The organism is Bradyrhizobium niftali (genome assembly GCF_004571025.1).
Classification (GTDB): Bacteria; Pseudomonadota; Alphaproteobacteria; order Rhizobiales; family Xanthobacteraceae; genus Bradyrhizobium; species Bradyrhizobium niftali.
The window spans coordinates 218,109-242,857 of record NZ_SPQT01000003.1 but is presented as its reverse complement, the minus strand read 5'-3'; the positions used below and the strand labels follow the sequence as shown (position 1 = coordinate 242,857).

The following is a 24,749-nucleotide window of genomic DNA, read 5'->3' as shown; positions in this document are numbered from 1 at the left end:
CACGAGGACGCGACGAAGCAGACCGTCTGGACAGGGGGGAAGTCATGGCTGAACTCGAAGTAGCGAACGGGATCGTGGTTCGTAGTCCCGACGATGTCGAAATCAGGATCGTTCAGGACGGTCCTGTCCGGCGGGGATTTCGCCGTGGGACTGCTAGCCAGATCAGTGGTGCCGATCAGCTCAGGGGGGCGTTGTCGGCGTCCGACTTCACCATCGCCGCCGAAGTCGAGATGGTGCCGACGCGTCCGGGAACGCGCGCGTTGCGACGGGACGCGTCGACGCCGACGCAGATCGAGGTCGAAGTCGGTCCGTCCGAAAGGGCGATGGTCCTGATCGAGGGAGCAGGCGGTGTCTATGCCTGGACCTATCCGCAGCCGGCGGGCCAACCGGCAAGGCGGCGTGGAGGTGGACAGGTTCTGGTATTTCCTCTGACGGCCGGGACGAGGGGGGCGGCGCGCGGAACGCCCGCCGCAAGCGGCAAGCGCGGCCCTGTTCTCGACTGGGTGTCCGACAAGCTGATCGATCCGGTCCGTGCCTACGTGCTGAAGTTTGCCGCCCGAACGGCGATCGATGTGGCGACCGACTATATCGAGGGGGACAGGGAAGAGGGCATCGTGGTGATGGCCGGGCTCGATCCGGCCGCATGGACGCCGGCGCGCTCGGCGCGGCCTCGACTGCCGCAGGACCGCCCGCTGAAGATCCTGCTCATGGTGCATGGCACGTTCTCGTCGACGGCGAGCGGCTTCGCGCAGCTTGCCGGTTCCGACGGCGGGAAGACGTTCCTGTCGAAGGCCAGCGCGCATTACGACGCCGTCCTCGGCTTCGATCACAAGACGCTGACCGTAGCCCCCCGAGAGAATGCGGCCGCTCTTGTTGCCGCGCTGCAGGCGCTGGACATTCCCGAGAAGTCCTCGATCGACGCCGTCATCCACAGTCGCGGCGCACTGGTCTACCGCGTGGCCGAAAACCTGCTTGCGGACAAGCGGCCGGACATCCGGTTCGGCAAGGCCGTCTTTGTCGGCTGCACCAATGCCGGAACGCATCTGGCCGAGCCCGAGAACTGGGCGGCGATGATCGACCTCTACACCAACGGGATCATGGCCGGCGTCCGCGCGGTCTCATTCCTCGCAGGAGGGGCTGCGCTGAGCCCCGTCGTGTCGCAGGGGATCAAGACCGTCGGCCGTTTCGTCCAGACGTTTTCCGAAGTCGCCATCGACGAGGGCCGGGTGCCCGGACTTGCCGCGATGCGGCCAACAAGCGATCTCGTCAGGGAGCTGAACGGAGCGGCCGGTCCTCTCGACAGGCTCGCAGCCTATTATGCGATCACGTCGAATTTCGTCGCGCAGGTTGCACCCGACAAGGGCGTGACGAAGGAGTTCGCCGAGTTCATTGCCGATCGCGTGACAAATCGCCTGTTCCAGCTCGACAACGATCTGGTGGTGGATACGGCGTCGATGACGTCGTTCGGGACCCGTGGCCCGCGCCTTGCGAAGGACGCGACGTTTGCTTTCGGCGATACGGACGACGTCTTTCACACCACGTATTTTGCGACGGATATCGTGCCCTCGAAATTGACCGAGTGGCTGGATATTGGTGAACCTCGTCCTGATCGGGTCCCGGAGCAAATCGACCTGCAGGCGCCGCCGCGGCGCTCGAGGCGGGGAGTGGCGTCCATCGTCGAACGCCTGCAGGAATCCAGCTTGGCTGCGCGCGATCCGGAGGGGGGCGGATCCGGCTCCATGTCGGACACGCTCACATTGCGACGGACGCGATCGCGCTCCGCTCCTTCGGCCAGGCCGCCCGGGCCACAGGAGGCGCCTGCCGCAACTGACACGCCGCCCCCGGCATCGACGTCGCCCGGGTCACGAACCGCCGCCTGCTATTTCGCTGCTGAGATCGAGTCTCACCCGCCGCCGAAGAAGCCGGTCCCGCTGTTCGTCACGGTCTCCCGACAGAAGATCCAGGCCGCCGAGAGCCCGGCCTCGGCCGCGTTGGATGCGCCGGTCAACGTCGATACGGCTCGCAAGATCGTCGTCGAAATCATCGCGCGCAAGAATTGCCGGGTCATCGGAGACACCACCGTCGAGATCGACACGCCGCAGGACCGGAGGGCGGAGTCACTCCGGTTCGTCGTGGAGGGCGCCGCGGAAGGCGCGGCCGACATCCTTGTCGAAGCACGGCAGGGCCCGCGCATTCTCGCGTCATTTGCCTTGGCCCCCGTGTTCGTCGACGCCGACAGCAAGACCTTGCGCCGGGGCCAGGTCGGACAGGCCATGGCGGCACATCCGGATGAGCCGGCGGTGCTGCGGATCTACGAGATCGTGGAGAGCGGCAAGGTGACGCTGCGCTTCGACCTTGCCTGCGTCGACCCGAACATCGCGGTTTCGGAATCGCGCACGCTTCCGGGCGGCTTCTCCCGCGATGTCTATGTTGCGGAGATATTCAAGGGCATCGAGAGCTCATGGCTTGCAACGAACCGCTTGTACGACCAGTTCCTGTCGCGCCTGCAGGCGAACGGAATTGTCATGGCAAACGAGCTGCTGCCGGACAGGGTCCGCGAGGCGTTGTGGACCCACCGCGATGCGATCCGCGCGATCCAGGTCATCTCGGAGGAGCCGTTCATTCCCTGGGAGCTGCTCTACATCAACGACCGGAAGTCCGGACCTGACGGGAAGGGCTTCCTCGCGGAATGGGGGCTGGTGCGCTGGCTGCACAGCACGCCGTGGCCTGGTCCGCAGCTCGCCATGGGCAATGATCGCGTCAGCTACGTGATCCCGGCCTATGTCGATCCTGCTCTGCGGCTCGAAGGCGCCGATGCCGAGCGTCAGATGCTGGTCAAGCTCTTCGGCAGCCCGCGCGAGGTGCCGGCCGAGAGCATCGCCGTGACCAGCTTCCTGCAGAAGGATGCGAGGGAATGCGACGTGCTGCACTTTGCCTGCCATGGCGAGGCGGCACAGCGCGCGGTGATGACGGCCGACCTGTTGATGACGGGCACCGAGGTTGACGGCAATTTTGCGCAGGACTCGCTCTCGGCGGATCAGGTCAAGGCGTTTGCCCGCTTCGCGGAGAGCGGGCCGAATCCGATGGTTTTCATCAACGCCTGTCAGACCGGGCGCGCCGGGCGCGGCATCGGCGGAGGTGTCGCCGGTTTTGTCGACGCATTCCTGCGGCCGTACTCCGAACGCGGCGCGGGCGCGCTGGTCGGCGCGCTGTGGTCGGTCGACGACAAGCTGGCCTACAGCTTTGCCGAGGCGTTCTATCGTTCGCTCAAGCAGGGCGATGCGCTGGTTGATGCCGTCCGCGCCGCGCGCGAGGCCGCCAAGAACCGGAAGGAACTGACCTGGCTGGCCTATTCCGTGTATGGCAATCCGTTCGCGCGCGCCTCGGAAGCTCCCTAGCCGGAGCCGGGATCCATCCGTCGCCCTCTGCGTCCCGAGCTCGCGCCGGACCGGCTTACATGGACCTGACAGGGGCGGGAGGCCGGCCTGCCCGGCGCTTTTTCGCTGGCCGAAACCGGACGAATGGGGGAAGAGAGCACGGATGCGGCGCGAGCCGTGCTGTGACACCGGAACATCCGGCGGGAAATGCGATGCGCCTTCTGATCGTCGAGGACAATGCCGAGCTGTCGCGGCTGGTTGCCAGCGGGCTGTCGGCGGCCGGCTACGAGAGCGACATCGTGAGCAGCGCGGCCGAGGCGCGCGAGGCGGTCGGCAGCGTCAGCTATGCCGCGATGATCCTCGACCTCGGCCTTCCCGACGGCGACGGCCTGTCGGTGCTGCGCGAGCTGCGCCGGCAGATGGAGCCGCTGCCGGTCCTGGTGCTGACCGCGCGCGGCGGCTTGCAGGACCGCGTCAACGGCCTGCGCAGCGGCGCCGACGACTATCTCGCAAAGCCGTTCGCGATGGAGGAGCTGGTGGCGCGGCTGGAGGCGATCCTGCGCCGGCCGGGCCAGCTGCTCGGCCGCTCGCTGCGTTTGGCCAACCTCGTCTACGACACCGAGAGCCGCCAGATATTCATCGACGACCAGCCGCGGATCATCTCCGCCCGGGAGGCCTCGGTGCTCGAGATCCTGCTGCGCCGGCAGGGGCGGGTGGTGCCGAAGAAGAACGTCGAGGACCACATCTTCGGCCTCGAGGGCGAAGTCGCCTCCAACGCCGTCGAGGTCTACGTCTCGCGGCTGCGCAAGCAGCTCAGCGAACACGGCGCCAAGGTCGTGATCCACACCATCCGCGGCGTCGGCTATCTCATGGCCGAGGAGAAATAGCGTGTCCGCCGCCCGGTCATTCGCCAGGCCGACGTTCAAATCGCTGATCTCACGCATCGTGTTCCTGCACATCGTCGCGGTCGCGGTGGTTGCGATCTTCCTGCCGCTGGTGCTGTTCTGGCTGCTCAACTCCGAGGTCGACCAGCTGCATCGCGACGCCATGCGCGCCCAGGCCGAGGTGCTCGCCGAGCGCATCGTCCCGCAGGCGGACGGCACGTTGACGTTCAATCTGCCCGACAGTCTGAGGGGCCTCTATTCGGAAGCCTATGGCCGCTACCAGTACGACATTCGCGATGCCGACGGACGCGTGCTGTTCTCGTCGCGGCGAAAGACCGGTGATACCGCCCCGCCACGCTTGTCCGAGACGATTTCCGGTGCCGGCGTCAGCCGCGTGATCGAGGGCAGGACGGTGCGCATTCGCGTCGCCGAGGATCTTTCGCATCGCGACGTCATCATCGACGACATCATCTCGAACTTCTTCCGGCGGGTCGGGTGGATCACCATCCCGATCCTGCTGATCCTGCTCGCCACCGACATCATCATCTTCCGCCGCGCGGTCGCGCCGCTATGGAAGGCCTCGGAGGAGGCCAGCAATATCGGCCCGGCGCGCACCGACATCCGCCTGCCGACGGAGCAGATCCCGCGCGAGATCATGCCGCTCGTCACCGCCGTGAACCAGGCGCTCGATCGCCTCGAGGACGGCTTTCGCGTGCAGCGCCAGTTCACCGCGGACGCCGCGCATCAATTGCGAACGCCGCTCGCGATCCTGCGCACCCGGATCGAGACGCTCGGCGACGGCGCGGCGCGGCAGGCGCTGCATGCCGACATCGAAGGCATGAGCCGCATCGTCGCCCAGCTGCTGGAGATCGCCGAGCTCGACACGCTGGTGCTCGATCCCGGCGAGACCGCCGATCTGCGCGCCGTCTGCACCGAGGTGGTCGGCGCGATCGCGCCGTTCGCGCTCGCCCAGCACAAGGACATCGCACTCAAGGGCACCGATGCGCCGGTACTGGTCCACGGCAATTCCGAGATGCTCCAGCGCGCGATCTTCAATCTCGCCGAAAACGCCATCAAGTTCACCGCAAAGGATACGTCCGTCGACGTCGAGGTCGGCGACGACGGCGTGGTGCGCGTGCGCGATTGCGGCCCCGGCATCGCGGACGCCGAGCGCGAGCTGATCTTCCAGCGTTTCTGGCGCGCCGACCGCCAGCGCAGCGACGGCGCGGGCCTGGGCCTGTCGATCGTGCGCGGCGTGGCGGCCGATCATGACGCGACGGTTGCGGTGGAGAATCTTCCCGGCGGCGGCGCGGAGTTCACGCTGCGCTTCAGGCTGGCGGACATGACGCAAGCCGCCGTCTGAGCCTAAAGTCGTAGGATTGAAATGGCGGCAAGGCCCGCCATTTCCTCTCCCGCCCCCTGATCCGGATGGAAATCGGCGCCGCAATGTTCCATGCTGGCGTCCAAGCCTCGGCAAGAAGGCCCAGAATCACGATCCATCAGGGCAGGAAATCATGAAAAGAAGAGACTTCATCAAGATCACAGGACTTGGTGCGGCCGGCGCCGCCACGCTCGCGGCTCCCGCGATCGCGCAGTCGATGCCGGAAATCAAATGGCGCATGCCGACGAGCTGGCCTAAATCGCTCGACACGCTCTTTGGCGGCGCCGAGATGATGTGCAAGATGGTCGCCGAGGCGACCGACAATAAATTCCAGATCCAGATCTTCGCGGCCGGCGAGATCGTGCCGGGCCTCCAGGTGCTCGACGCCGTCCAGAACGCCACCTGCGAAATCGGCCACACCGCGTCCTACTATTATTTCGGCAAGGACCCGACCTTCACCTTCGGCTCGGCCGTGCCGTTCGGTCCCAACATGCGCATCAACCAGGCCTGGTACATGCAGGGTGGCGGGCGCGAAGTCCTCAACGAGTTCTACAAGAGCTACAACGTCGTCTCGCTGCTTGCGGGCAACACCGGCTGCCAGATGGGCGGCTGGTTCAGGAAAGAGGTCAACACGCCCGAGGATCTCAAGGGCATGAAATTCCGCATCGGCGGCTTTGCCGGTCGCGTGCTCCAGAAGCTCGGCGTGGTGCCGCAGCAGCTCGCCGGCGGCGACATCTATCCGGCGCTGGAGAAGGGCACCATCGACGCCGCCGAATGGGTCGGCCCCTATGACGACGAGAAGCTGGGCTTCTACAAGATCGCGCCGCACTACTACTATCCCGGCTGGTGGGAGGGCGGTCCGATGCTGCTCGCCTTCGTCAATCTCGACAAATGGAATGCGCTGCCGAAATATTACCAGAGCGTGCTGGAGCAGGCGGGCCATTACGCCAACAACTACATGATGGCACGCTACGACACAGCCAATCCGCTCGCATTGAAGAAGCTGCTCGCGGGCGGCGCCAAGCTGCACGCCTTCTCGCCGCCGATCATGGAGGCCTGCTACAAGGCCGCCAAGGAGCTGCACGCCGAAGTCGGTGCGACCAACGCCAACTTCAAGAAGGTCCACGACTCTCTCGCCAAGTTCACCGGCGATGGTTACGCCTGGTTCCAGGTCGCCGAGGTCGGCTACGACATCTTCATGGCGCGGCGGTCGCAGAGCTGATCGCGCCATCTGTCGCGCGCAGCGCCCCGAAGCGACGGCTTCGGGGCGCTGCTGTCGAAGCGCGCTGCCGTTCCTTGAAACGGCAGTTCCGTTGCTTGTCGTGATGGCGTCGCAGTTGGTCTGACGATGGTGATCGAATACGTGTCGTGAAATCGCGACGCGCGTGTTCGAAGCCCGAGGTCGGTCTAATCCCCGACGTCGTACTGCTTGCTGAGGTGATCGCCGATCTGGACCAGCATGGCGACACACTCGGGATAGCCGGGCCGATCGGAAATGGCCTGATCCGCACTGGCTCGAAACTCCCAGGAGTCGCCATCGCGAACGATGGAAATCGCCATTCCATCGGGGCAGTCGGCGTGAACCTTCAATTCCGCCCTCGCCATTGCGATCAGTTCGCCTTCAGTCTTGACCGGCCTGCTCATGAAGCTCGTCCTTCCGTCCCGGAACAGAAATTTTGCCCATATCCGGCAAATTAGCAAACAAGTCCTGGATAGTAACTGATCCATATCATCGGGATCAGGCGTTCACCGGCGGTGGGCTCGGGTTTGGCATCCGGCCGTTATTTCAGCTTGCCCGTGGACAGGTCCATGATCATGCGCGTGGCCAGATAAAGCCGCGGCACGATGCTGTTGATCTGCACATATTCGGCATCGTTGGAGTGCGCGCCGAAGCCCGACAGGCCCATGCCCTCCACCACGGCTCCGCTGGTCTTGAGCGCGGCAAACGCGGCGTCGGTGCCCCCGCCGGTCGCCTTCTCGTCGACCTTGAGGGACAGTCCGATCTCCCCATAGATCGTCTTGCCGTAGGCCGCGACGCGGCGTGAGGCGTCGTTGGCTTCCAGCGGCGGACGACGCACCTCGAATTTCAGCTCGACCCTGGAGTCGGGCAGCAGGCGATTCTTGATCTTCTCCTGCAGTGCTTTCTGCAACTCGTCGAAATCGGCGACCTTGAGCGCACGCGCATCGGCCTGGGCCGCGGCGTCGGCCGGGATGACGTTGCGGTTGGTGCCGGCCTTGGAGACCGTCCAGTTCAGCTTCAGGCCCTGCTCGGGTTTGGACAGGTCCTTCATCTGCAGCACCTGGTGCGAGAGCTCGTACAGCGCGTTGACGCCGCCCTCGGGCCGCGCGCCCGCATGCGAGGACTTGCCCTGCACCGTGAGATAGGCCGAGCCGATGCCGCTGGTGGCGAGGCGCAGCGTGCCGTCGGTGCCGCCGCCTTCGAACGAGAACACCGCGTCCTGGTCCGCGGCGAATTTGGTGATGGTGCTGCGCCAGCCGGGCGAGGAGATCTCCTCGTCCCCATTGGTGAGCACCGTGAGCGTGCCGTAATCCTTGAAGTTGAGTTTCTGGAGCATCGCCACGGTATGGAGAATGAGCGCGACGCCCTGCTTGTCGTCGGCAATGCCGAGGCCGTAGGCCTTGTCGCCGTCGACGCGGAACGGTTGGTCCTTCAGCATGCCCTTCAGGTACACCGTGTCCATGTGGGCGATCAGCATGATCTTCTTGCTGCCGGTGCCCTTGAACACGGCGTGCACGGCCGGGCCGATTGTCTCGGGCGTGTCGTCGAGGCGATAGATGTCGGTGGGGTGCAAAATCTCCACCGTGCCGCCGAGCTGCTTGAGCTGGCCGGCAACGCGCTCGGCGATCTGGTTCAGGCCGTCGATGTCCTTGCTGCCAGATTCGATGCCGACGAGATCGCGCAGCGTGTCGAGCAGCGGCTGCTGCTCCTTTTGCGCCAATGCCTGGACATCGGTCATCGGTTCCGCATGCGCAAACGTTGCGGCACATGCCAACCAGAGCGATGCGATCAAGGGAGTGAGGGGCGGAGCAGGGAGCGATCGGGACATACGCGGCGGTCCATCAGTTGGAGGATGGCCCGGTATGCCCGTGTTCGCGGCGCGTGTCACGTGCGCGGACGCGCGCGTCATGAACCGCCGAAGCGGAACACGACGGCGATGGTTATGGCCGCTACTTCTGCGGCGGTCCGAGATCCAGCGGTGGCAGCTCGATCTGCGGCACCTCGATCTTGACCTTGTCGAGATCGACGTTGAGGGGCTTGTCAAGCAGGCCCGTCACGGTGACCGGGAAGATGATCACGAGCATCACCATGATCAGCTGGAGGCCGATCCAGGGCATCGCGCCCCAGTAGATGTCGGAGCTCTTCACTTCCTTCGGCGCCACGCCGCGCAGGTAGAACAACGCAAAGCCGAAGGGCGGATGCAGGAACGAGGTCTGCATGTTCACGCAGAGCATCACGCCGAACCAGATCAGCGCCGCGTCCGGTCCCACCACGGGGGCGAGGATCTTCTGCGCGATCGGCGCGATCATCGGCAGGATGATGAAGGCGATCTCGAAGAAGTCGAGGAAGAAGGCCAGGAAGAAGATGAAGAGGTTGATGAAGATCAGGAAGCCCCAGACGCCGCCGGGCAGTGAGGTCAGGAGGTGCTCGAGCCAGACGCCGCCGGATACGCCGAGGAACACCACGGAAAAGCAGGTCGAGCCGATCAGGATGAAGGTGACCATGCAGGTGAGGCGCATGGTGGACTGGTAGCCCTGCGTGATCAGGTCGCGCAGGTCGGGGATGCGCGCGGCCCGGATGCAGATCCACGCCACCGCCAGATAGGTAAGGGCGAAGGCGAGCTTGAAGATCAGATTCTCGCTGTACAGCATCGCGATGATGGTGCCGATGCCGGCAGCGATCACACCGAGGATCAGGATCTTGCGGTCGGTCGAGGTGAAGTCCTTGTGGTGGATCGCGGCGAGCACGATGGCGCCGACGGCACCCATCGCGCCGGCTTCGGTCGGCGTGGCAAGGCCCATCATCATGGTGCCGAGCACGACGAAGATCAGCACGGCCGAGGGGATGATGCCCATCAGGCACTTCTTCCACAGCGGCCAGCCGGTCAACGTGCGCGCGTCCTTCGGCACCGGCGGCACGTGGCCCGGTTTGATCAGGCCGAGGATGAAAGTGTAGCCGGCGAACAGCATGATCTGGAACACCGAGGGGCCCCAGGCGCCGAGATACATGTCGCCGACCGACTTGCCGAGCTGGTCGGCGAGCACGATCAGCACCAGCGAGGGCGGCACCAGCTGCGTGATCGTGCCGGAGGCCGCGAGCACGCCGGTGATGTAGCGCATGTTGTAGCCGTAGCGGATCATCACCGGCATCGAGATCAGCGCCATGGCGATCACCTGCGCCGCCACCGTGCCGGTGATGGCGCCGAGGATGAAACCGACGATGATGACGGAATAGCCGAGACCACCGCGGATCGGGCCGAACAGCTGGCCCATCGAATCCAGCATGTCCTCAGCCAGCCCGCATCTCTCCAATATGGCGCCCATGAAGGTGAAGAACGGGATCGCGAGCAGGAGCTCGTTGGAGAGCACGCTGCCGAACACGCGGCCGGGAATCGCCTGGAGGAAGTTGAGATCGAAGAAGCCGAGATGGATGGCGAGGAAGCCGAAGGAAAGGCCGACGGCCGCCAGCGTGAACGCGACGGGGAAGCCGATCAGCATCGCCAGAACCAGGCCGCCGAACATCAACGGCGGCATCATCTCCAGCGTAATCATTGGGTCGGCCTCTCGTACTTGGCGTCGATCGTCACATAGCCCTGGAGAGCCGCGATACGCTTGATGACTTCGGAAACTCCCTGGAGCGCCAGCATCACGAAGCCGGCGGGGATCACGAACTTGATCGGCCAGCGGATCAGGCCGCCGGCATTGGCCGACGTCTCGCCGACGCTATAGGCCTGCATGAAGAACGGCCAGGACAGATAGGCGAGCAGGAGACAGGAGGGGATCAGGAAGAACAGCGTGCCGATCATGTCGAGCCAGAGCTGGCCCCGCTCGGACAGGGTCAGGTAGAAGATCTCGACCCGCACATGCTCATTGCGCTTGAAGGTGTAGGCCGAGCCGAACATCACGAGGATGGCGAACATGTACCATTGCAGCTCCAGCCAGCCGTTCGACGAGTCGTTGAAGGCGTAGCGGATCATGGCGTTGGCCGCGCTGACCAGGCACGCCAGGAGCACGAGCAGGTTACAGACGTACCCAATCTTTTCGTTGAGGGCGTCGATGGCGTTGCTGAGCGCCAGCAATGGACGCATCTTACTTTCTCTCCGTCGCGGCCTAACACTTCACGGGAGGCTTCAGCACACATCGCTCGGCTCGCGTGCAAGATGCACACGACCGCACGGATTGCATTCCGGAGCGATTGCGGCGTCAGTCCTCCCCTCGTGCCTTGCCGTCTTGACCGCGACCGCCAACGGGCGGGCCGGCTTATGTTGCCGGGCAAGCAAAGGCGGTCGCACCAAATCAGTGGCTTCACGTGCCGTCAATCGGAAAATGGACAAATTGACGCGCCGTCAAAAGCTTAGGTTGGCGGGGAGGGGCCGATCTTCAGCCGCCGGTGACGCTCATGTGCCTGGAGACGCTGGGGCGGTTGTGGCGGCGGTCGATGATGAAATCGTGGCCCTTGGGCTTCAGCCCGATGGCGCGGTCGATCGCATCCGCAAGCAGCATATCGTCGTCCGATGCACGCAGAGGTTTGCGCAGATCGGAGGCATCCTCGTGGCCGAGGCAGGTGTGCAGCGTGCCGGTGCAGGTAATGCGCACCCGGTTGCAGGATTCGCAGAAATTATGGGTCATCGGCGTGATGAAGCCGAGCTTGCCGCCGGTCTCGGCAATGCTGACATAGCGCGCCGGGCCGCCGGTGCTTTCGGCGAGGTCCGTCAGCGTGAATTGCTGGGAAAGGCGCGCGCGCACCAGCGACAGCGGCAGATACTGGTCGATCCGTCCCGCGCCGATCTCGCCCATCGGCATGACCTCGATCAGCGTCAGGCCCATGTTCTTGCCGTGCGCCCAGCGCATCAGCTCGGGAAGCTCCTCCTCGTTGAGGTTCTTCAGCGCCACCGCGTTGATCTTCACGGCGAGTCCTGCGGCGCGCGCGGCCTCGATGCCTTCCAGCACCTTGTCGATCTCGCCCCAGCGGGTGATCTCGCGAAACTTCCTGGGATCGAGCGTGTCGAGCGAGACGTTGATGCGGCGCACGCCGCAATCGGCAAGCTCCCGGGCATACTTTGCCAGCTGCGTGCCGTTGGTGGTCAGCGTCAGCTCGCCGAGGGCGCCGCTCGACAGGTGGCGCGACAGCGAGCGCACCAGCGTCATCACGTTGCGGCGGACCAGCGGCTCGCCGCCGGTGAGCCGCAGCTTCCTCACGCCCTTGGCGATGAAGGCCGAGCAGAGCCGGTCGAGCTCCTCCAGCGTCAACAGGTCCGCCTTGGGCAGGAACGTCATGTCTTCCGACATGCAGTAGAAGCAGCGCAGGTCGCAGCGGTCCGTGACCGAGACACGCAAATAGCTGATGGTCCGCCCGAACGGATCGGTCATGGCGCTCGACAGCGCTGCGCGGGGATTCGCGGAAGATCCGTTCATACCAAATGCCTTGTCACTGACGGCGACGGGCGCATCTTTGCTTCAACGGTGCCCTCGAAGCAATCTAAGCATCGCGGTGCCTGAGGACAATTGGGGGCGATAACGGAGGTCAGCGCTTGCCCGCGTTCGGATCGGGGAAGGGCGAGTCTCCGGCGGCCGGTGCGGCTGCTGCGGGCGCGGCTGCGGCCGGTTTCGGCTTCTTCGGCCGGTGCGGCTTCCTCACCGGCTTGGGCGGGGTGGCCGGCTGGAGTTCCGCAAACACCGGATTCGGATCGGTGGTGACCGAGGCGGGCGTGGTGAGATCGCCGGGGTTCTTGATGATGTTCACTGGGATGCTCGCCGGCTGGTACTTGGGCAGCGCGAAAGCAACCGTGAACGGGGCATCGGGGGCGGGAACGGAGACCGAGCAGGGGGTCTTGCAGCCCGGGCCGAGCGAGGTCTTGGCGTCAGCCCCCGGAGGGCTGGATTCGAGCTGGACCTGGACCGTCGGCGGCGCCGACTTGAACATGTCCCAGGACATCGAGGAGCAGCCACCAAGACAAGTTGCCCCCAGGAGACTCGCTCCCGCTAACGCAATCGCGCTGACACGACGCATGACCATCCACTTCTACTGCGACGAACCGCCACATCCCCGGGCCGACCTTAGGAGCGTCGTCTGGGGCAGGCAACCGGCGGGATGCGCATAGTTAATAGTTGGTTAACGCGGGGGATCTTCAGAATTGTTACAGAATTTCAGTGGCTTGCCGAGGCCCGCGCCGTCATCAGGCTATGGGCTGCGGCCGGCAGGTCGCGCATGTGATGGATCAGCCGGTCCGGCTTCAGCTCGGCGATCGGCACGTCCGTGTAGCCGAAGCTGACCCCGATCACGGGCACCCCGGCGCGCCGGGCCACGCCGACATCGGTTCCGGCATCGCCGACCATGATGCTGGCTTTGACCTCTCCGCCGGCGCGGGCGACCGTTTCCCGGAAAATGGCCGGATCCGGCTTCTGGACGCCAAAGGTGTCGGCGCCGCAGATCGCCGCGAAGCGGCGGCTGAGGTCGAGCTGGTCCAGCAGGCGCTTGGACAGCCATTCCAGCTTGTTGGTGCAGACGGCAAGGCGATGGCCTTGCGCCGCAAAATGGTCGAGCGCGGCCTCCAGCCCCTCGAAAGGCCGGGATTCGACCGCGATATGCTCGGCGTAATAGGCGATGAAATCCGCCGTCATCCGGTCCATGTCCGAAGGCGTCACGGTGCGACCCTCGGCCTCCAGGCCCCGCTCGATCAGCTTGCGGGCGCCGGCGCCGATCATGTTGCGGGCCGACTGCATCGGCACGGGCGGCAGGCCTTCGCGGTCGAGCACGTAATTCAGCGCGGTGATCAGGTCGGGCGCCGTATCCACAAGCGTGCCGTCGAGATCGAAGACGATGGTGTGAGGGGAGGTCATGGTCCAAGCGCTATCGGTCCGGCCGGGCGGGCGCAAGGGGCGACGCCATAAGATCAGCTTATAGGCCTGTTCCCGCGCGGAAAACGAGGCTACATAGGCCGCCGCAAGCGGCCACGATCGGCGGCGCATTCGTGACTTCAAAGGCGGGCGCAAACGTGAATATGGACCAGTTGAAACGGCAGGCGGCGGGGCGCGCTCTGGAAGAGGTGCGGGACGGCATGCAGCTCGGGCTCGGCACCGGCTCGACCGCAAAGCATTTCGTCGAGCTGCTCGGCGAGCGCGTCGCGGCCGGGCTCAAGGTCATCGGCGTGCCGACCTCCGAGGCGACGCGCCTCGATGCGGAGCGCTGCGGCGTGCCGCTGACCACGCTCGACGAGATCGACCATCTCGACATCACCATCGACGGCGCCGACGAGATCGATCCCGAGCTCAACCTGATCAAGGGTGGTGGCGGCGCGCTGCTGCGCGAGAAGATCGTGGCGGCCGCATCGGATCGCATGATCGTGATTGCCGACGACACCAAATGGGTGCCGACGCTCGGCCGCTTCCCGCTGCCGATCGAGGTCATCCCGTTCGGGCTCGGGGCGACGCGCCGGGCGATCGAGACGGCATTTGCCGCCTGCGGCGTTTCCGGGCAAATGGCGGTCCGCAAGGCCAAGGGCGGGGCGGAGGACAGCCACGTTTTCGTCACCGATGGCGGCCACTGGATCCTCGATGCCCAGCTCGGACGAATTGTCGATCCGCCCGGCCTCGCCAAGGCGTTGAGCGTGATCCCAGGCGTGGTCGAGCATGGGTTGTTCATCGGCTTGGCCAGCTCGGCTGTTCTGGCGGGCGGCGAGGGAATTCGCGTGATTGAACGGCGAAAGCCGAAAGGAGACTAGGAATGAAGAGCGTTTTGAAGTTGCTGCCCGCTGCGGGCCTTGCCTTGGGACTGGCTTTTGGCGCGGTCCCGGCCGCGGCACAGCAAGCCGCCGCGCCCAAGGCCTCGCCCGCGGCGATCGCGTCGGCCAGGGAAATCCTGAGCATGAAGAACGCCACCGCGATGTACGCGAACGCGGTGCCCGGCATGGTCGAGAAGGTCAAGGCGACGCTGATCGGACAGAACCTCAACTACCAGAAGGACCTCAACGAGCTGGCGCCGGTCGTGGCGCAGCAGCTGGCCGGCCGCGAGAAGGAGATCGGCGAAGGCATGGCGCAGGCCTATGCCGCCCAGTTCAGCGAGCAGGAGCTCAAGGACCTCGTCACCTTCTACAAGTCGCCGCTCGGCAAGAAGCTGATCGAAGCCGAGCCGCGCGCCATCGACCAGAGCATGAAGGTCATGAATTCCTGGGCACAGAGTTTCTCCGAAACCATTGCGAGCGCGTTTCGCGCCGAGATGAAGAAGCGCGGCAAGGAAATGTGACGAGGACGCGAGGCAGGAAGGTCGGAGTGGACAATGGCTGAATTCGACGTCGACCTTTTCGTCATCGGCGGCGGCTCGGGCGGCGTGCGCGCCGCCCGAATCGCGGCCGGCCACGGTGCCCGCGTCACGATCGCGGAAGAGTACCGCATGGGCGGCACCTGCGTGATCCGGGGCTGCGTGCCGAAGAAGCTGTTCGTGATCGGCTCGCATGTCCGTCACGAGATCGAGGACGCCGCCGGCTTCGGCTGGACCATCCCGTCCATGAGCTTCGACTGGGCGACGCTGATCGCCAACAAGGACAAGGAGATCGCGCGGCTGGAGGCGGCCTACACGACGAATGTCGAAAAGTCCGGCGCGCAGATCGTCAAGAGCCGTGCGGTGATCGAGGACGCCCACACCGTCCGCCTGCTCGAGAACGACAGGAAGGTCACGGCGAAGTACATTCTGGTCGCCACCGGCGGCGCACCCAACCACGGCGCTTCGATCCCCGGCATCGAGCACGTGATCTCCTCCAACGAGGCGTTTCACCTCAAGAAGTTGCCGAAGCGGATCGTGATCCAGGGCGGCGGCTATATCGCGCTGGAATTCGCGGGCATCTTTGCTGGCTATGGCTCCGACGTCACCGTGATCTACCGCGGCGACAACATCCTGCGCGGCTTCGACGAGGATGTCCGCGCTCACGTTCGCAGCGAGATGGAGAAGCAGGGCATCACCATTCTCACCGGCTGCACGGTGGCGAGGGTCGATCGCCACGGCGAGGAATTCACCACGCACCTGTCGAACGGCTCGAGCGTGGCGTCCGACCAGGTAATGTTTGCGATCGGCCGCCATCCGGCCGTCGCCAATCTCGGCCTGGAGAAGGCCGGCGTCGCCATCAATCCGAAGAACGGCGGCATCGCGGTCGACCATTTCTCCAAGAGCTCGGTCGACAGCATCTATGCGATCGGCGACGTCACCCATCGCCACAATCTGACGCCGGTCGCGATCCGCGAGGGGCATGCGTTCGCCGACACCGTGTTCGGCAAGCGCGAGGTGAAGGTGGATCATTCCTCTATCCCGACTGCGGTGTTCTCGCAGCCGGAGGTCGGCACCGTCGGTCTGACCGAGACCGAAGCGCGCGCGCAGTTCAGCCACGTCGACATCTACAAGACGACGTTCCGTCCCATCAAGGCGACGATGTCCGGCCGCGACACCCGCGTGCTGATGAAGCTCGTCGTCGACGGCTCATCCGACCGCGTGCTCGGCTGCCACATCGTCGGTGACGCCGCCGCCGAGATCACCCAGGCGGTCGCGATCGCGGTGAAGATGAAGGCGACCAAGGCCGATTTCGACGCGACGTTTGCGCTGCATCCGACCGCGGCCGAAGAACTCGTCACCATGCGCACCCCGACCGCGCGCCACGTGCGTCAGGCGGCGGAGTAGGGGCGCTACCGTCTCAATGCAACGTTCCGGCCGCGGCTTCCTCGACCGCAGCCATCAGGTCGGCCGTGTTCGATTGCTGGATCATGTGACCCGCGTCCGGGACGCGGTGCATCTTGCTGTGCTTGATCTCGTCATGCAGACGGCCCGACTGCTCGTCGATGTCGATGAGGCGATCGTCCTCGCCGGCCAGGATGGTAACCGGCATGGCCAGTTCGCCGTAGGTCTTCGCAGACAGCATTGCCGCAGGGACCATCAGCGCTGCCTCGGCGGCGCCAGCACGAAGCTGCGAGGGACGCACGGCCAACGATTTTGGAAAGCCGTCGAATTTTTGCGGGACGGATTTCGGTCCGAACAGCTGCCGCAGCATCGCCGGCCACATCAGACGGCTGAGGATCGGGGAAATCGTGTGACTGAGGATATCGCCGAATCCCGGTATCGCCGGCCCGGCCATCGCCATCATGGCATCGGTGCGTGCCGTCGGGAAATAATAGCCCGATGCCAGGATCAAGGCCTCGACCGTCGAGGGGTGTCTGCTTGCCAAGGCAATCGCAACCGACGCTCCCCAGGAATGTCCGAGCACGATCGCCTTTTCGACGCCGATATACGCGAGCGCGTCCTTGAATAGATCGGCTTGCGCCGCGGGCGTCCACACCACATTGCGGGGCCGCAGGCTGTGGCCGAAGCCGGGACGGTCGAACACGATGACGCGATAGTCCTTCGCAGCGAGGTCAATCAGACCGCTCGACTCGAAATCCTGGATCATGCTGCCATTGCCATGGAGCAGGACCAGGGGGCGTCCGGATCCGCGCTCGACATAGTGCAGGCGAACGCCGTCGATGTCGATGAACCGTCCTTGCGGCGGGTTATCGCGTTGCGCCTTGTCGGCAAGCCGCCGATTGACGACCGCGGCCGCAGCCATCAGGCCGACTGCCGCGACAACGGCGGAGGCGAACGGATATTCGGCAAGAGCATGAAGGGTCGTCGCTGTCAAAGACGGCGAACGCTTTTTCAGTATACGCATGTGACACTTTCGCTGACCGCAGCCAGCTGTTGGAGAGCAGAAAGGGACTCTTCCGATTAACGTGCTGGTCTCATCGCGATCTTGACGATGCTTGCCTGGGATCCGGAACCATGTCGACCCTCGCCTTTGCGCGTGCCGACAAAGTGCACGGATGGTCAAATTCCATTCTTGGAGACGGCATGCGCATTCACGGGCATGCCGTGCAGACGCAACAGGAGGGGTGGAGATATGTTCCTAACCCCAGTTGATGCAGCAAGCAGGCGCATCACGGCCGTTGGCCGGACGCCAGGAACGGTTTCTCGGGATCGTGCTCTGGCGAATGTCGGGTGACACACCATATTCAGGAGATCACTGGCACGGACACCGCAGGCGCCAGTGACAGAGAGACGCTGCCGCGCTCCCGCCACAAAAAGGAGGCGCGCAATGAACGTCTTGCTTTATCCTCTGCATCTTTGCCGCAAGTTCGAACATCACTGGAGCGCGAAGGTGCTTCAGGACGACGGCCAATTGCCGCCGCAGCAAGGGACGGACGGCTGTACCGCCTGCGGGCGGCTCGTCATGGCTCCCGTGCACTCGACCTATTTGCCCACCGGGAAACTCATCAATCAGTGGCGGTGCCCGGTGTGCCGGAACGCCTGGCAGTCTTCGGCAGATCCCGCGAGCAGCATGGATCTCCAAGCGGGCCGGTCCGAGCATCTTCGCGAGAACGCCGGACATTGCCTCACCCTGGAAGGCACTGCTTCCGACGACACGGCGCGCCAGCAGTTCAGGCGCATGGGCGATGCCTGGCTCGCTCTCGCGGACACGCAGGATTGGCTCGACGGCGTGACGCCGCCGGTCTCGCGACCTTCGCCGCGAGGCGCGCAAGCCTGATCCCCTCGCTCCCCCGAACGCACGGCAACGACGATTCATGACTCAGACGCGCAACTGCGCCGCTTGAAGCCGGTGCAGACGCGCTCCTGAAGAAAGCTCGCCGCAACCATCTCATCCCTTCGGGGCACGAGATTCCGGTATGGGCGAAGCGCGTCCTGCCAGCGCAGGCAAACGGTCAAGCCGATCCCTCGAAATGCGATGGACAAGGACAAGAGCGGACGCATCGTCGAGACTGCGCGCGAAGCGCGCCAAGGCGAGCTCGACTTGCAATTCGCATCATAGCGGTCACGGAGATGATATTCTTCAGCGCTTGATCTCGAAGCTGACGTCACCGGGCGAAGAGGTAGGAACCAAAGCGCTGATGGCGGTTTGGCTCACTCCTTAGACACTGGAGACAATCATGAGACGCCCATCACTCTTCGTTTGCATTTCTTTATTCACAGCGGCCGCGGCATTGGCGGCGACCCCGGCTTCGGCGCAGAATCCGCCGGCGCAGTCCGGACCGAACAACGGCGCGGTCAACAGTGCCGGCCAAAACAACTCCGACACTCCCGTCGCGGGACGCAACAGTTTCACCGAAGGGCAGGCCAAATCGAAGATCGAGGATGCCGGCTACGCCAACGTCACCGAATTGAAGAAGGACGACAAGGGCGTGTGGCGCGGACAGGCCAGCAAGGGTGGATCAGCCACTGCTGTCAGCGTCGATTTTCAAGGCAACGTCAATTCGGCCAAGTAACAAGTAAGAAGGACACAAGATGACCGTTACAATTTCTCGTCTTTACGACAATTATAACAACGCGCAGCAGGCGGTTCAGCGCCTCGAAGCTGCTGGCGTGCCGCACTCCGACATCAGCATCGTCGCCAACAATTCGGACAGCTGGTTTAACACCGACAAGAAGGTGGACCGCGACCGGGATGGTGTGGATGATCGTGCCGAAGGAGCCGGCACGGGTGCTGGCATCGGTGCGGGCGTCGGTGGTACCGCCGGCCTTCTTGCCGGCCTTGGCTTGCTGGCGATTCCCGGCCTCGGACCTGTCGTCGCAGCTGGCTGGCTGGCCGCGACCGCGGTTGGTGCTGCCGCCGGAGCAGCTACCGGCGGCATCGTCGGGGCGCTTACGGAGGCGGGCATTTCGCGTGAGGATGCGGATACCTACGCCGAGGGCGTCCGTCGCGGAGGTACGCTTGTGTCGGCGCGGGTGGCGGACGCGGATCGGTCCCGCCTCGATTCAATCCTGAACGAGTCTTCTGTCAACTTGCGTGACCGCAGTGCCAGCTGGCAAAAGGCCGGGTGGAAATCGTTCGATCCCGCCAGCAAGCCTTACGGCGCTGAACAGGTCCGCAAGGAGCGACAGCTCTACGGCGGATCATTGCGCTAAGTGAGATCTCGACGGCCCGCTCCGGCGGGCCGTTTTTTTGTGCGCTACGCGTATAAATACCCGACCGCCTTGCCTTCGGTGCGCAGGGGACGGATGTCCTTGTGGGTGATGATTTGACCGGCGAGGCCGTCGATCTCGTCGCGCTGCGTCGGGGTCCAGCTGCGAAGGTCGTTCATGCCTTTGAGCAGGCCGAGCCGGAGGACCTGGGTGTTCTCCCCGACGCCGATGAGGCTGACCGAGCTCTTGCCGGCGGTCACCACGTCGCCGGCAGAGAGTTCAAACGTCTCGCCGGCCTTGTTCTTGAATTCGGCCGTGCCGCGGATGACGCGATAGATCACGACCTCGCCCTTGGCAAACGAGGTGCCGTCCACCGCCGCCGACGTGCTCTTCGGCAGCAGCGACTGGCCGGGCGGGTCGGTTGCGATGATGTGGCCGGTGACGAGATGCCCGCTCGGAATCTCGATGCCGATATCGCGCACATGGACCGGCATGGCCGATTTGACCGAGCCATCGATGAGCGGCTTGAACAGCGCATCCAGCGCTAGCGGGTCCTGAAGCCAGAAGCCTGCATCGACAGGACGATCATGCAGAGGATGGCTCCAGGCCACACGTGGCGTCTCGGCCTCGTTGATCTGGCTCGGACCGACGATGGTCGGGTTCGGAAAGGTGGTCGGATCGGTGATGAAGGCTTCGAGGAATTTGCCCGAATAGCCCATCGAGATCGGATCGGGCACCACCGTCTGCGGCGTCTTCAAATTCTCTTCGGTCGAGAGGCCCGACCAGGTGTAGAAGAGCTGGCGGTGCACGATCGCACTTTGCAGCATCACCGCGCCCGGGCCGACACTGTAGAAGCGCCCGTCGTAGTCGAAGGTGAATGCGCCCGAGGTGACCAGCACGAGCTGAAAGCCGCCGGGCGGAAGATGAAGATGGAAATCGGTGGGGCCGGTGTCCGGGCGGTAGATCGGCAGATTGGTCGCGACTTCGTGCAGCAGGAAGGTTTCGTTGTTGGCGTGAAAGCCCTCGTTGGCGCGGTTGTAGAGGGCTTGCGGCCGGTAAGTCGCCTCAAACTTCGCATTCTTGTCGCGGTCGATCGCGACGAAGTCCTGATCGTTCAGGCGAAGGGGCGTGCCATTCGGACGGGTGAGGCCGGTGAATTTGAGATCGCCCGCAGCATGCACGTTCATGGCATTCTCCGATCTGATCCGCTCGTCCCGACTGCCCTGGTGGTGAGGGCGGGGACTTGGGGCCTCATGCGGCTCTGCGAATTTTGGGCCAGTTCGGTTGCGGAGCAGCAAGTCGCCTCCGCGGCTCGGGATGGCGAGCCCGGGTAGCAGAAAATCCAGTGGTTCCGCCGAAGGTTAGACCGCGCGTTGCGCGCGATTGCCCGACCCTCCTGCCGAACCTCGCGGTCGCGCGAAGGCGACCCAGATTGTCTAATTTGTCGGCAAGCCCTGACGGGCAGCGTGCAGGTCATGGCTGCTCCCGGGCGCAACCGCGGAACGCATTCGGCTCGGCGGGATTAGGCGTCCTAGGTTGCCTTTTAACCGAGACAGCAGCTCTCGTCCGGCTCTAACCCGGGAGTTTCCATGCAAGACGGCTACGCAAGGCCGCAGGAGGCCGCCCGCTACATTGCGGAGATCTGCACCGAGCTGCGCGAGATCGCGCATACGGCCGAACTTTCATTCCTGGCTCACCTGCTCAGCATGGTGATCCTGCAAGCCGGAAGGCATTGCAGCACCGAGGCACAGGAATTCCGCAAGACGTCCGAAGCCGCTCATTCGAACGACTGAAGCGCGCTCCGTTCGGGCTTGCCGGAGGGGCTGTCCGCCCACTTCGCCATTTCCATGGTTCGCGCATCGACACCTTCGCACCAGAAGCAGCTTGATTCTGTCGCGCCCTTCTCGGACAGGATGGGCACCAGGCCGCGGCCGCAGCCGGCGCAACAGGTGATGTCGGTCATGCATTTCTCCAAGACTCTATACAGGACTCTGTACAAGACACGGCAAATTCCAGATTGCCGTTATCGTTCCCAAGGCTTGCGCGGAGGCTATGTCGGTGCAGAAGCGGTGCGTCCGACCGGAGCGCCCGTTCCTGATATCGTCGATGTAGCAATCCATTGTGACACGGCCGCGATGTCGTTGCCGCTTTCACGGTAGGCGCGAAGCTGGAATTCCGCCGAGCTGCCGCGTTCCACGATGGTGCGGCAATGCTCGACCTCGGACGCGCAATTCAGCGCATCCGCGTCCTCGGCGATGCCGTCGATCAGGCGGGAGAGCAGCTCCGAGATGGTGACCGGCCCGTCCTTCGAGGCAAAGATGCAATCGGTGCCGTAGCGCTGGGCGCGCCATTTGTTCTCGACCGCGATCGCGCGCTCGACGACCGTGACCTCTTTCGACAGATGGGGCCGCCGATACAGACGCCGCGTCAGGCAGCGATAGAGCGAGGCAATGGCAACGGCGTCGTCGACGAAGGTGCAGGTGTCGGGCGCGCGAAGCTCGAGGGTCGGATGCTTCATGGAAGGGCGCATCGCCCACCAGATGTGACTCTCGTCGGGGATCACGCCGGAGCGCTGCAATGCGCCGACATACTCGTCGTAATCATACCTGCTCTCGAACAGTTCGGGCAGACCGGTGCGCGGCAGCTCGGAATAGGCCGCCAGGCGGTAGCCCTTCAGGCCCGTCTTGTGCGAGTTCCAGAACGGGGAGGATGCCGACAGCGCGATGAACAGCGGCAGATGCGGCAGCATCGCCCGCATCACCGCCATGCGCTTCTCGGGATCGGGCAGCTGGACGTGCACATGCATGCCGCACATCATGTTGCGGTGGCCGATGCTGCGCAGATCCTCGATCATCTCCTCGTAGCGCGGCTTCGGGCTCGGTTGTGACATGCGCCAGACGGCGGTCGGATGCGTGCCGCAGGCCATGATCACGAAGCCGTACTGGGCGGCAACGTTCGCGACTTCGCGGCGGAGAAAGCGGAGCTCTTCGCGCGCGTCGTTGACGTCGACGTGAACGTTGGTGGCGACCTCGAGCTGGGATTGCAGCATCTCCCGCATGGCCTGGCCGCCGGTCGACCAGTTCGCCGACTCGAACAGCTCGTTGGGAGTCTGGATCGCGACCTCCAGGCTGCGCCGATCGGCGAGGAAGTATTCCTCCTCGATGCCGAATGAATATTCGGCGGCCTTGCCGCGACCGCCGGCCGAGCGAATGACGAGGTGCTGCTTGTCGTCGGAAGAATCGAGACGCAGCAATTTCAAAACGTCCGAAGTAAATGTCATCGTGCCACCCGGCGAAGGCATTACCTGCGGACAATAATCCTCCTGGCGGGGGCGGGTTCCGCGTCGGACCCGCTGGAAATTGCAAGGTTGAACGGAACAATTTTCGCGCTTTCGGACGCGCGCGCGATCAGGGCGTGATTCGGCGGCACCTCGGTCCAGTCCGATTCCTTGTCGAACGGCTCGGACACGACAATGACCTGGCCGCCGGCCTCGCGGAAATAGAGCGTGTTGGCGGCATCATTGACCGCAACGCGAAACGCATAGAGATCCCTGCCGTTGGCGATCGCGCTGGTGAAGCGCAGCCGCTCGCGAAGCTGGCCTTCATTGACGAGACCGACGAGCGATTGCAGCACGGCTTGCGTTGCGCCAAGCGGGTCGTTGTCGAGGCCGGCGCCCATGATGGCGAGGAACACGGCTTCGGAGTCGGTCGTCCCCAATCGCGACGGATAAAAGGCATCCGGGATCAGCGCCTCGACCTTGCGCCTCAGCCGGTTCCAGCTGCCGACGAATCCGTTGTGCATGAACATCCACTGGCCGCAGGCGAAGGGATGACAGTTCTGCCGCGTCACGGCCGTGCCGGTGGCGGCGCGCACATGGGCGAAGAAGAGGTGCGAGCGCAGATGACGGCAGAGGTAGCGCAAGTTTTCATCCGACCAGGCGGGGCGCGTTTCACGGTAGAGACCGGGCTCGGGATGCTCGCCATACCAGCCGAGCCCGAACCCGTCGCCATTCGAGCCCGCGGTGGCCTGGAGCGAGCGGATGCTTTGCGCGATCAGCGAATGCTCGGGCTCGGTGACATAAGGTTCGAACGAGGTGGTCTCGCCCCGGTATGCGATCCAGCGGCACATGAGGTTTCCTTGGGGCTTCCTGTCAGGCGGAAAATGCATTGTGAGGTGCACCAACAAGCCCGACAGCAGGATGGTTCCGGGCACGGATGCCGGGAACAGAAGCTGCCCTCAGATCGGAAGCGGGATCAGACGTGCGGCCTCGCGATCGTGCGGGTTCTCGCTCGCCGCAAGCCCCTGCGCGACGCCGACACGGTCGGCCTCGGGGCGGTTCTGGCTCATCTTGCGCTTGCCCTCGAACCGCACGACGGGAATGCGCACGCCGACGATCCCGCGCAACTGCGCGGCGATGAAATCGGCGGGCGCATCACCGACGGCCCAGGGTTTGGCGCGCGCGCCTTCGTGTCTGTTCGTGAGCCGCGTGACCGCATCGAGCAGGCGCTCCGTCTCCCAAAAGAACTCGACCGGGCCATAGGCACGCACGGCAACGTAGTTCCAGGTCGGTACGACCTTTCCGGTTTCCTGCTTGGTCGCGTACCAGGACGGGGTCACATAGGCGTCGGGACCGCCGAAGATCGCCAGCGCGTCTCCGATCGGTGGCAGATTCCATTGCGGGTTGGCCTTCGCCACATGTCCGTACAGCACGCCATGCTCGCCTTCGCTCTCGTCGAGAAAGAGCGGCAAGGGGGTGGCGACCGGGCCCTCGGCGGTGGCCGTCACCAGGCTGGCGAGGCGGGCGCCGCGGATGGTCGCCCGGATGCTCTCGATGTCGTCGTCCCTGAAGGCGGGGGGAATGTACATGGCGTGTCTCCGTATCAGGTCCCGAGATAATCGGAATCTGGCCTACGAGAAACTGCCAGTTCCTAACGATT

The 24,749-nt window shown here is 64.5% G+C and carries 24 protein-coding genes; 11 read left to right on the top strand and 13 right to left on the bottom strand.

From position 1 onward, the window contains the following. Positions 1-44: 44 nt before the first annotated feature. The 4 genes from E4K65_RS09900 to E4K65_RS09885 all read left to right on the top strand — a co-directional run bounded on the left by E4K65_RS09900 (position 45) and on the right by E4K65_RS09885 (position 6,864). Positions 45-3,398 carry a DUF7379 domain-containing protein gene (locus E4K65_RS09900; protein ID WP_135173989.1) on the top strand — a complete coding sequence of 1,118 codons (3,354 nt, stop codon included), beginning with the start codon at positions 45-47 and terminating at the stop codon, positions 3,396-3,398. Between the two features lie 191 nt (positions 3,399-3,589). Further along, a complete protein-coding gene (locus E4K65_RS09895; protein ID WP_027544547.1) occupies positions 3,590-4,264 on the top strand; it encodes a response regulator transcription factor in 675 nt (224 codons plus the stop codon). Between the two features lies 1 nt (position 4,265). Beyond that, positions 4,266-5,624: a sensor histidine kinase gene (locus E4K65_RS09890; protein WP_135173988.1), complete on the top strand. Its 1,359-nt coding sequence runs from the start codon at positions 4,266-4,268 to the stop codon at positions 5,622-5,624. A gap of 151 nt (positions 5,625-5,775) precedes the next feature. Then, entirely contained in the window at positions 5,776-6,864 is a 1,089-nt protein-coding gene (locus E4K65_RS09885; RefSeq protein ID WP_135173987.1) for a TRAP transporter substrate-binding protein, read from the top strand. Between the two features lie 185 nt (positions 6,865-7,049). On the opposite strand, the gene E4K65_RS09880 is transcribed toward E4K65_RS09885, so the two are convergent. From E4K65_RS09880 to E4K65_RS09850, 7 genes are all read right to left on the bottom strand, one after another. Then, positions 7,050-7,286 carry a hypothetical protein gene (locus tag E4K65_RS09880; protein WP_135173986.1) on the bottom strand — a complete coding sequence of 79 codons (237 nt, stop codon included), beginning with the start codon at positions 7,284-7,286 and terminating at the stop codon, positions 7,050-7,052. Positions 7,287-7,423: 137 nt separating this feature from the next. Then, a complete protein-coding gene (locus tag E4K65_RS09875) occupies positions 7,424-8,710 on the bottom strand; it encodes a M20/M25/M40 family metallo-hydrolase (protein WP_167770688.1) in 1,287 nt (428 codons plus the stop codon). A 121-nt stretch (positions 8,711-8,831) separates the two neighbouring features. Further along, positions 8,832-10,433, bottom strand: coding sequence for a TRAP transporter large permease (locus E4K65_RS09870; RefSeq protein ID WP_135173984.1), 1,602 nt, complete (start codon positions 10,431-10,433; stop codon positions 8,832-8,834). Continuing rightward, positions 10,430-10,969: a TRAP transporter small permease subunit gene (locus E4K65_RS09865; RefSeq protein WP_011086532.1), complete on the bottom strand. Its 540-nt coding sequence runs from the start codon at positions 10,967-10,969 to the stop codon at positions 10,430-10,432. The genes E4K65_RS09870 and E4K65_RS09865 overlap by 4 nt, the downstream gene beginning before the upstream one ends. 292 nt (positions 10,970-11,261) lie before the next feature. Then, the gene (gene moaA, locus E4K65_RS09860; protein ID WP_135173983.1) at positions 11,262-12,296 is read right to left on the bottom strand and encodes a GTP 3',8-cyclase MoaA; all 1,035 of its coding nucleotides are present in this window, start codon (positions 12,294-12,296) and stop codon (positions 11,262-11,264) included. 109 nt (positions 12,297-12,405) lie between these two features. Then, positions 12,406-12,891: a hypothetical protein gene (locus tag E4K65_RS09855; RefSeq protein WP_135173982.1), complete on the bottom strand. Its 486-nt coding sequence runs from the start codon at positions 12,889-12,891 to the stop codon at positions 12,406-12,408. 137 nt (positions 12,892-13,028) lie between these two features. Next, positions 13,029-13,721: an HAD family hydrolase gene (locus E4K65_RS09850; RefSeq protein ID WP_135173981.1), complete on the bottom strand. Its 693-nt coding sequence runs from the start codon at positions 13,719-13,721 to the stop codon at positions 13,029-13,031. A 155-nt stretch (positions 13,722-13,876) separates the two neighbouring features. Between E4K65_RS09850 and rpiA the strand changes: the two genes are divergently transcribed. The 3 genes from rpiA to gor are packed head-to-tail and all read left to right on the top strand — an operon-like array spanning position 13,877 to position 16,545. Next, on the top strand, positions 13,877-14,602 hold the full coding sequence (rpiA, locus tag E4K65_RS09845; protein WP_135173980.1) for a ribose-5-phosphate isomerase RpiA: 726 nt from the start codon (positions 13,877-13,879) through the stop codon (positions 14,600-14,602). 2 nt (positions 14,603-14,604) lie between these two features. Next, positions 14,605-15,123 (top strand): DUF2059 domain-containing protein, encoded by a 519-nt coding sequence (locus tag E4K65_RS09840; protein WP_135173979.1) that lies wholly within the window; start codon positions 14,605-14,607, stop codon positions 15,121-15,123. Between the two features lie 33 nt (positions 15,124-15,156). Beyond that, positions 15,157-16,545, top strand: coding sequence for a glutathione-disulfide reductase (gene gor / locus E4K65_RS09835; protein WP_135173978.1), 1,389 nt, complete (start codon positions 15,157-15,159; stop codon positions 16,543-16,545). A 13-nt stretch (positions 16,546-16,558) separates the two neighbouring features. Here the strand turns inward: gor and E4K65_RS09830 are convergent, their stop codons facing one another. Next, positions 16,559-17,566 (bottom strand): alpha/beta fold hydrolase, encoded by a 1,008-nt coding sequence (locus E4K65_RS09830; protein ID WP_135173977.1) that lies wholly within the window; start codon positions 17,564-17,566, stop codon positions 16,559-16,561. A gap of 423 nt (positions 17,567-17,989) precedes the next feature. Here E4K65_RS09830 and E4K65_RS49750 point away from each other — a divergent pair, with 423 nt between their 5' ends. From E4K65_RS49750 to E4K65_RS09815, 3 genes are all read left to right on the top strand, one after another. After that, positions 17,990-18,439: a hypothetical protein gene (locus E4K65_RS49750; protein ID WP_347340950.1), complete on the top strand. Its 450-nt coding sequence runs from the start codon at positions 17,990-17,992 to the stop codon at positions 18,437-18,439. A gap of 400 nt (positions 18,440-18,839) precedes the next feature. Next, positions 18,840-19,175 (top strand): hypothetical protein, encoded by a 336-nt coding sequence (locus E4K65_RS09820; protein WP_135173976.1) that lies wholly within the window; start codon positions 18,840-18,842, stop codon positions 19,173-19,175. A 19-nt stretch (positions 19,176-19,194) separates the two neighbouring features. Next, on the top strand, positions 19,195-19,815 hold the full coding sequence (locus tag E4K65_RS09815; protein WP_135173975.1) for a general stress protein: 621 nt from the start codon (positions 19,195-19,197) through the stop codon (positions 19,813-19,815). Between the two features lie 44 nt (positions 19,816-19,859). Here E4K65_RS09815 and E4K65_RS09810 read toward each other — a convergent pair whose 3' ends face one another. After that, positions 19,860-20,999: a hypothetical protein gene (locus tag E4K65_RS09810; protein ID WP_135173974.1), complete on the bottom strand. Its 1,140-nt coding sequence runs from the start codon at positions 20,997-20,999 to the stop codon at positions 19,860-19,862. A gap of 402 nt (positions 21,000-21,401) precedes the next feature. On the opposite strand from E4K65_RS09810, the gene E4K65_RS09805 reads away from it, so the two are divergent. After that, positions 21,402-21,605 carry a hypothetical protein gene (locus E4K65_RS09805; protein WP_135173973.1) on the top strand — a complete coding sequence of 68 codons (204 nt, stop codon included), beginning with the start codon at positions 21,402-21,404 and terminating at the stop codon, positions 21,603-21,605. On the opposite strand, the gene E4K65_RS09800 is transcribed toward E4K65_RS09805, so the two are convergent. From E4K65_RS09800 to E4K65_RS09785, 4 genes are all read right to left on the bottom strand, one after another. Then, positions 21,590-21,775, bottom strand: coding sequence for a hypothetical protein (locus tag E4K65_RS09800; protein ID WP_135173972.1), 186 nt, complete (start codon positions 21,773-21,775; stop codon positions 21,590-21,592). The two genes, E4K65_RS09805 and E4K65_RS09800, sit on opposite strands and share 16 nt — an antisense overlap. 87 nt (positions 21,776-21,862) lie before the next feature. Beyond that, on the bottom strand, positions 21,863-23,092 hold the full coding sequence (locus E4K65_RS09795; protein ID WP_135173971.1) for a carboxylate-amine ligase: 1,230 nt from the start codon (positions 23,090-23,092) through the stop codon (positions 21,863-21,865). A gap of 20 nt (positions 23,093-23,112) precedes the next feature. Beyond that, positions 23,113-23,940, bottom strand: a complete 828-nt coding sequence (locus E4K65_RS09790; RefSeq protein ID WP_135173970.1) for a class II glutamine amidotransferase — start codon at positions 23,938-23,940, stop codon at positions 23,113-23,115. A 108-nt stretch (positions 23,941-24,048) separates the two neighbouring features. Continuing rightward, positions 24,049-24,678 (bottom strand): FMN-binding negative transcriptional regulator, encoded by a 630-nt coding sequence (locus E4K65_RS09785; protein ID WP_135173969.1) that lies wholly within the window; start codon positions 24,676-24,678, stop codon positions 24,049-24,051. Between the last annotated feature and the right edge of the window lie 71 nt (positions 24,679-24,749).

What these genes read in the sequence shown, in the direction of transcription:
- E4K65_RS09900 (WP_135173989.1), top strand. Translation starts at nt 45, where the DNA reads ATGGCTGAACTCGAAGTAGCGAACGGGATCGTGGTTCGTAGTCCCGAC.
- E4K65_RS09800 (WP_135173972.1), bottom strand. Translation starts at nt 21,775, where the DNA reads ATGACCGACATCACCTGTTGCGCCGGCTGCGGCCGCGGCCTGGTGCCC.
- E4K65_RS09855 (WP_135173982.1), bottom strand. Translation starts at nt 12,891, where the DNA reads ATGCGTCGTGTCAGCGCGATTGCGTTAGCGGGAGCGAGTCTCCTGGGG.
- E4K65_RS09815 (WP_135173975.1), top strand. Translation starts at nt 19,195, where the DNA reads ATGACCGTTACAATTTCTCGTCTTTACGACAATTATAACAACGCGCAG.
- E4K65_RS09870 (WP_135173984.1), bottom strand. Translation starts at nt 10,433, where the DNA reads ATGATTACGCTGGAGATGATGCCGCCGTTGATGTTCGGCGGCCTGGTT.
- E4K65_RS09795 (WP_135173971.1), bottom strand. Translation starts at nt 23,092, where the DNA reads ATGACATTTACTTCGGACGTTTTGAAATTGCTGCGTCTCGATTCTTCC.
- E4K65_RS09865 (WP_011086532.1), bottom strand. Translation starts at nt 10,969, where the DNA reads ATGCGTCCATTGCTGGCGCTCAGCAACGCCATCGACGCCCTCAACGAA.
- E4K65_RS09830 (WP_135173977.1), bottom strand. Translation starts at nt 17,566, where the DNA reads ATGCGTATACTGAAAAAGCGTTCGCCGTCTTTGACAGCGACGACCCTT.
- E4K65_RS09850 (WP_135173981.1), bottom strand. Translation starts at nt 13,721, where the DNA reads ATGACCTCCCCTCACACCATCGTCTTCGATCTCGACGGCACGCTTGTG.
- E4K65_RS09885 (WP_135173987.1), top strand. Translation starts at nt 5,776, where the DNA reads ATGAAAAGAAGAGACTTCATCAAGATCACAGGACTTGGTGCGGCCGGC.
- E4K65_RS09880 (WP_135173986.1), bottom strand. Translation starts at nt 7,286, where the DNA reads ATGAGCAGGCCGGTCAAGACTGAAGGCGAACTGATCGCAATGGCGAGG.
- E4K65_RS09785 (WP_135173969.1), bottom strand. Translation starts at nt 24,678, where the DNA reads ATGTACATTCCCCCCGCCTTCAGGGACGACGACATCGAGAGCATCCGG.
- E4K65_RS09805 (WP_135173973.1), top strand. Translation starts at nt 21,402, where the DNA reads ATGCAAGACGGCTACGCAAGGCCGCAGGAGGCCGCCCGCTACATTGCG.
- moaA (WP_135173983.1), bottom strand. Translation starts at nt 12,296, where the DNA reads ATGAACGGATCTTCCGCGAATCCCCGCGCAGCGCTGTCGAGCGCCATG.
- E4K65_RS49750 (WP_347340950.1), top strand. Translation starts at nt 17,990, where the DNA reads ATGAACGTCTTGCTTTATCCTCTGCATCTTTGCCGCAAGTTCGAACAT.
- E4K65_RS09810 (WP_135173974.1), bottom strand. Translation starts at nt 20,999, where the DNA reads ATGAACGTGCATGCTGCGGGCGATCTCAAATTCACCGGCCTCACCCGT.
- E4K65_RS09790 (WP_135173970.1), bottom strand. Translation starts at nt 23,940, where the DNA reads ATGTGCCGCTGGATCGCATACCGGGGCGAGACCACCTCGTTCGAACCT.
- E4K65_RS09895 (WP_027544547.1), top strand. Translation starts at nt 3,590, where the DNA reads ATGCGCCTTCTGATCGTCGAGGACAATGCCGAGCTGTCGCGGCTGGTT.
- E4K65_RS09840 (WP_135173979.1), top strand. Translation starts at nt 14,605, where the DNA reads ATGAAGAGCGTTTTGAAGTTGCTGCCCGCTGCGGGCCTTGCCTTGGGA.
- E4K65_RS09875 (WP_167770688.1), bottom strand. Translation starts at nt 8,710, where the DNA reads ATGTCCCGATCGCTCCCTGCTCCGCCCCTCACTCCCTTGATCGCATCG.
- E4K65_RS09820 (WP_135173976.1), top strand. Translation starts at nt 18,840, where the DNA reads ATGAGACGCCCATCACTCTTCGTTTGCATTTCTTTATTCACAGCGGCC.
- gor (WP_135173978.1), top strand. Translation starts at nt 15,157, where the DNA reads ATGGCTGAATTCGACGTCGACCTTTTCGTCATCGGCGGCGGCTCGGGC.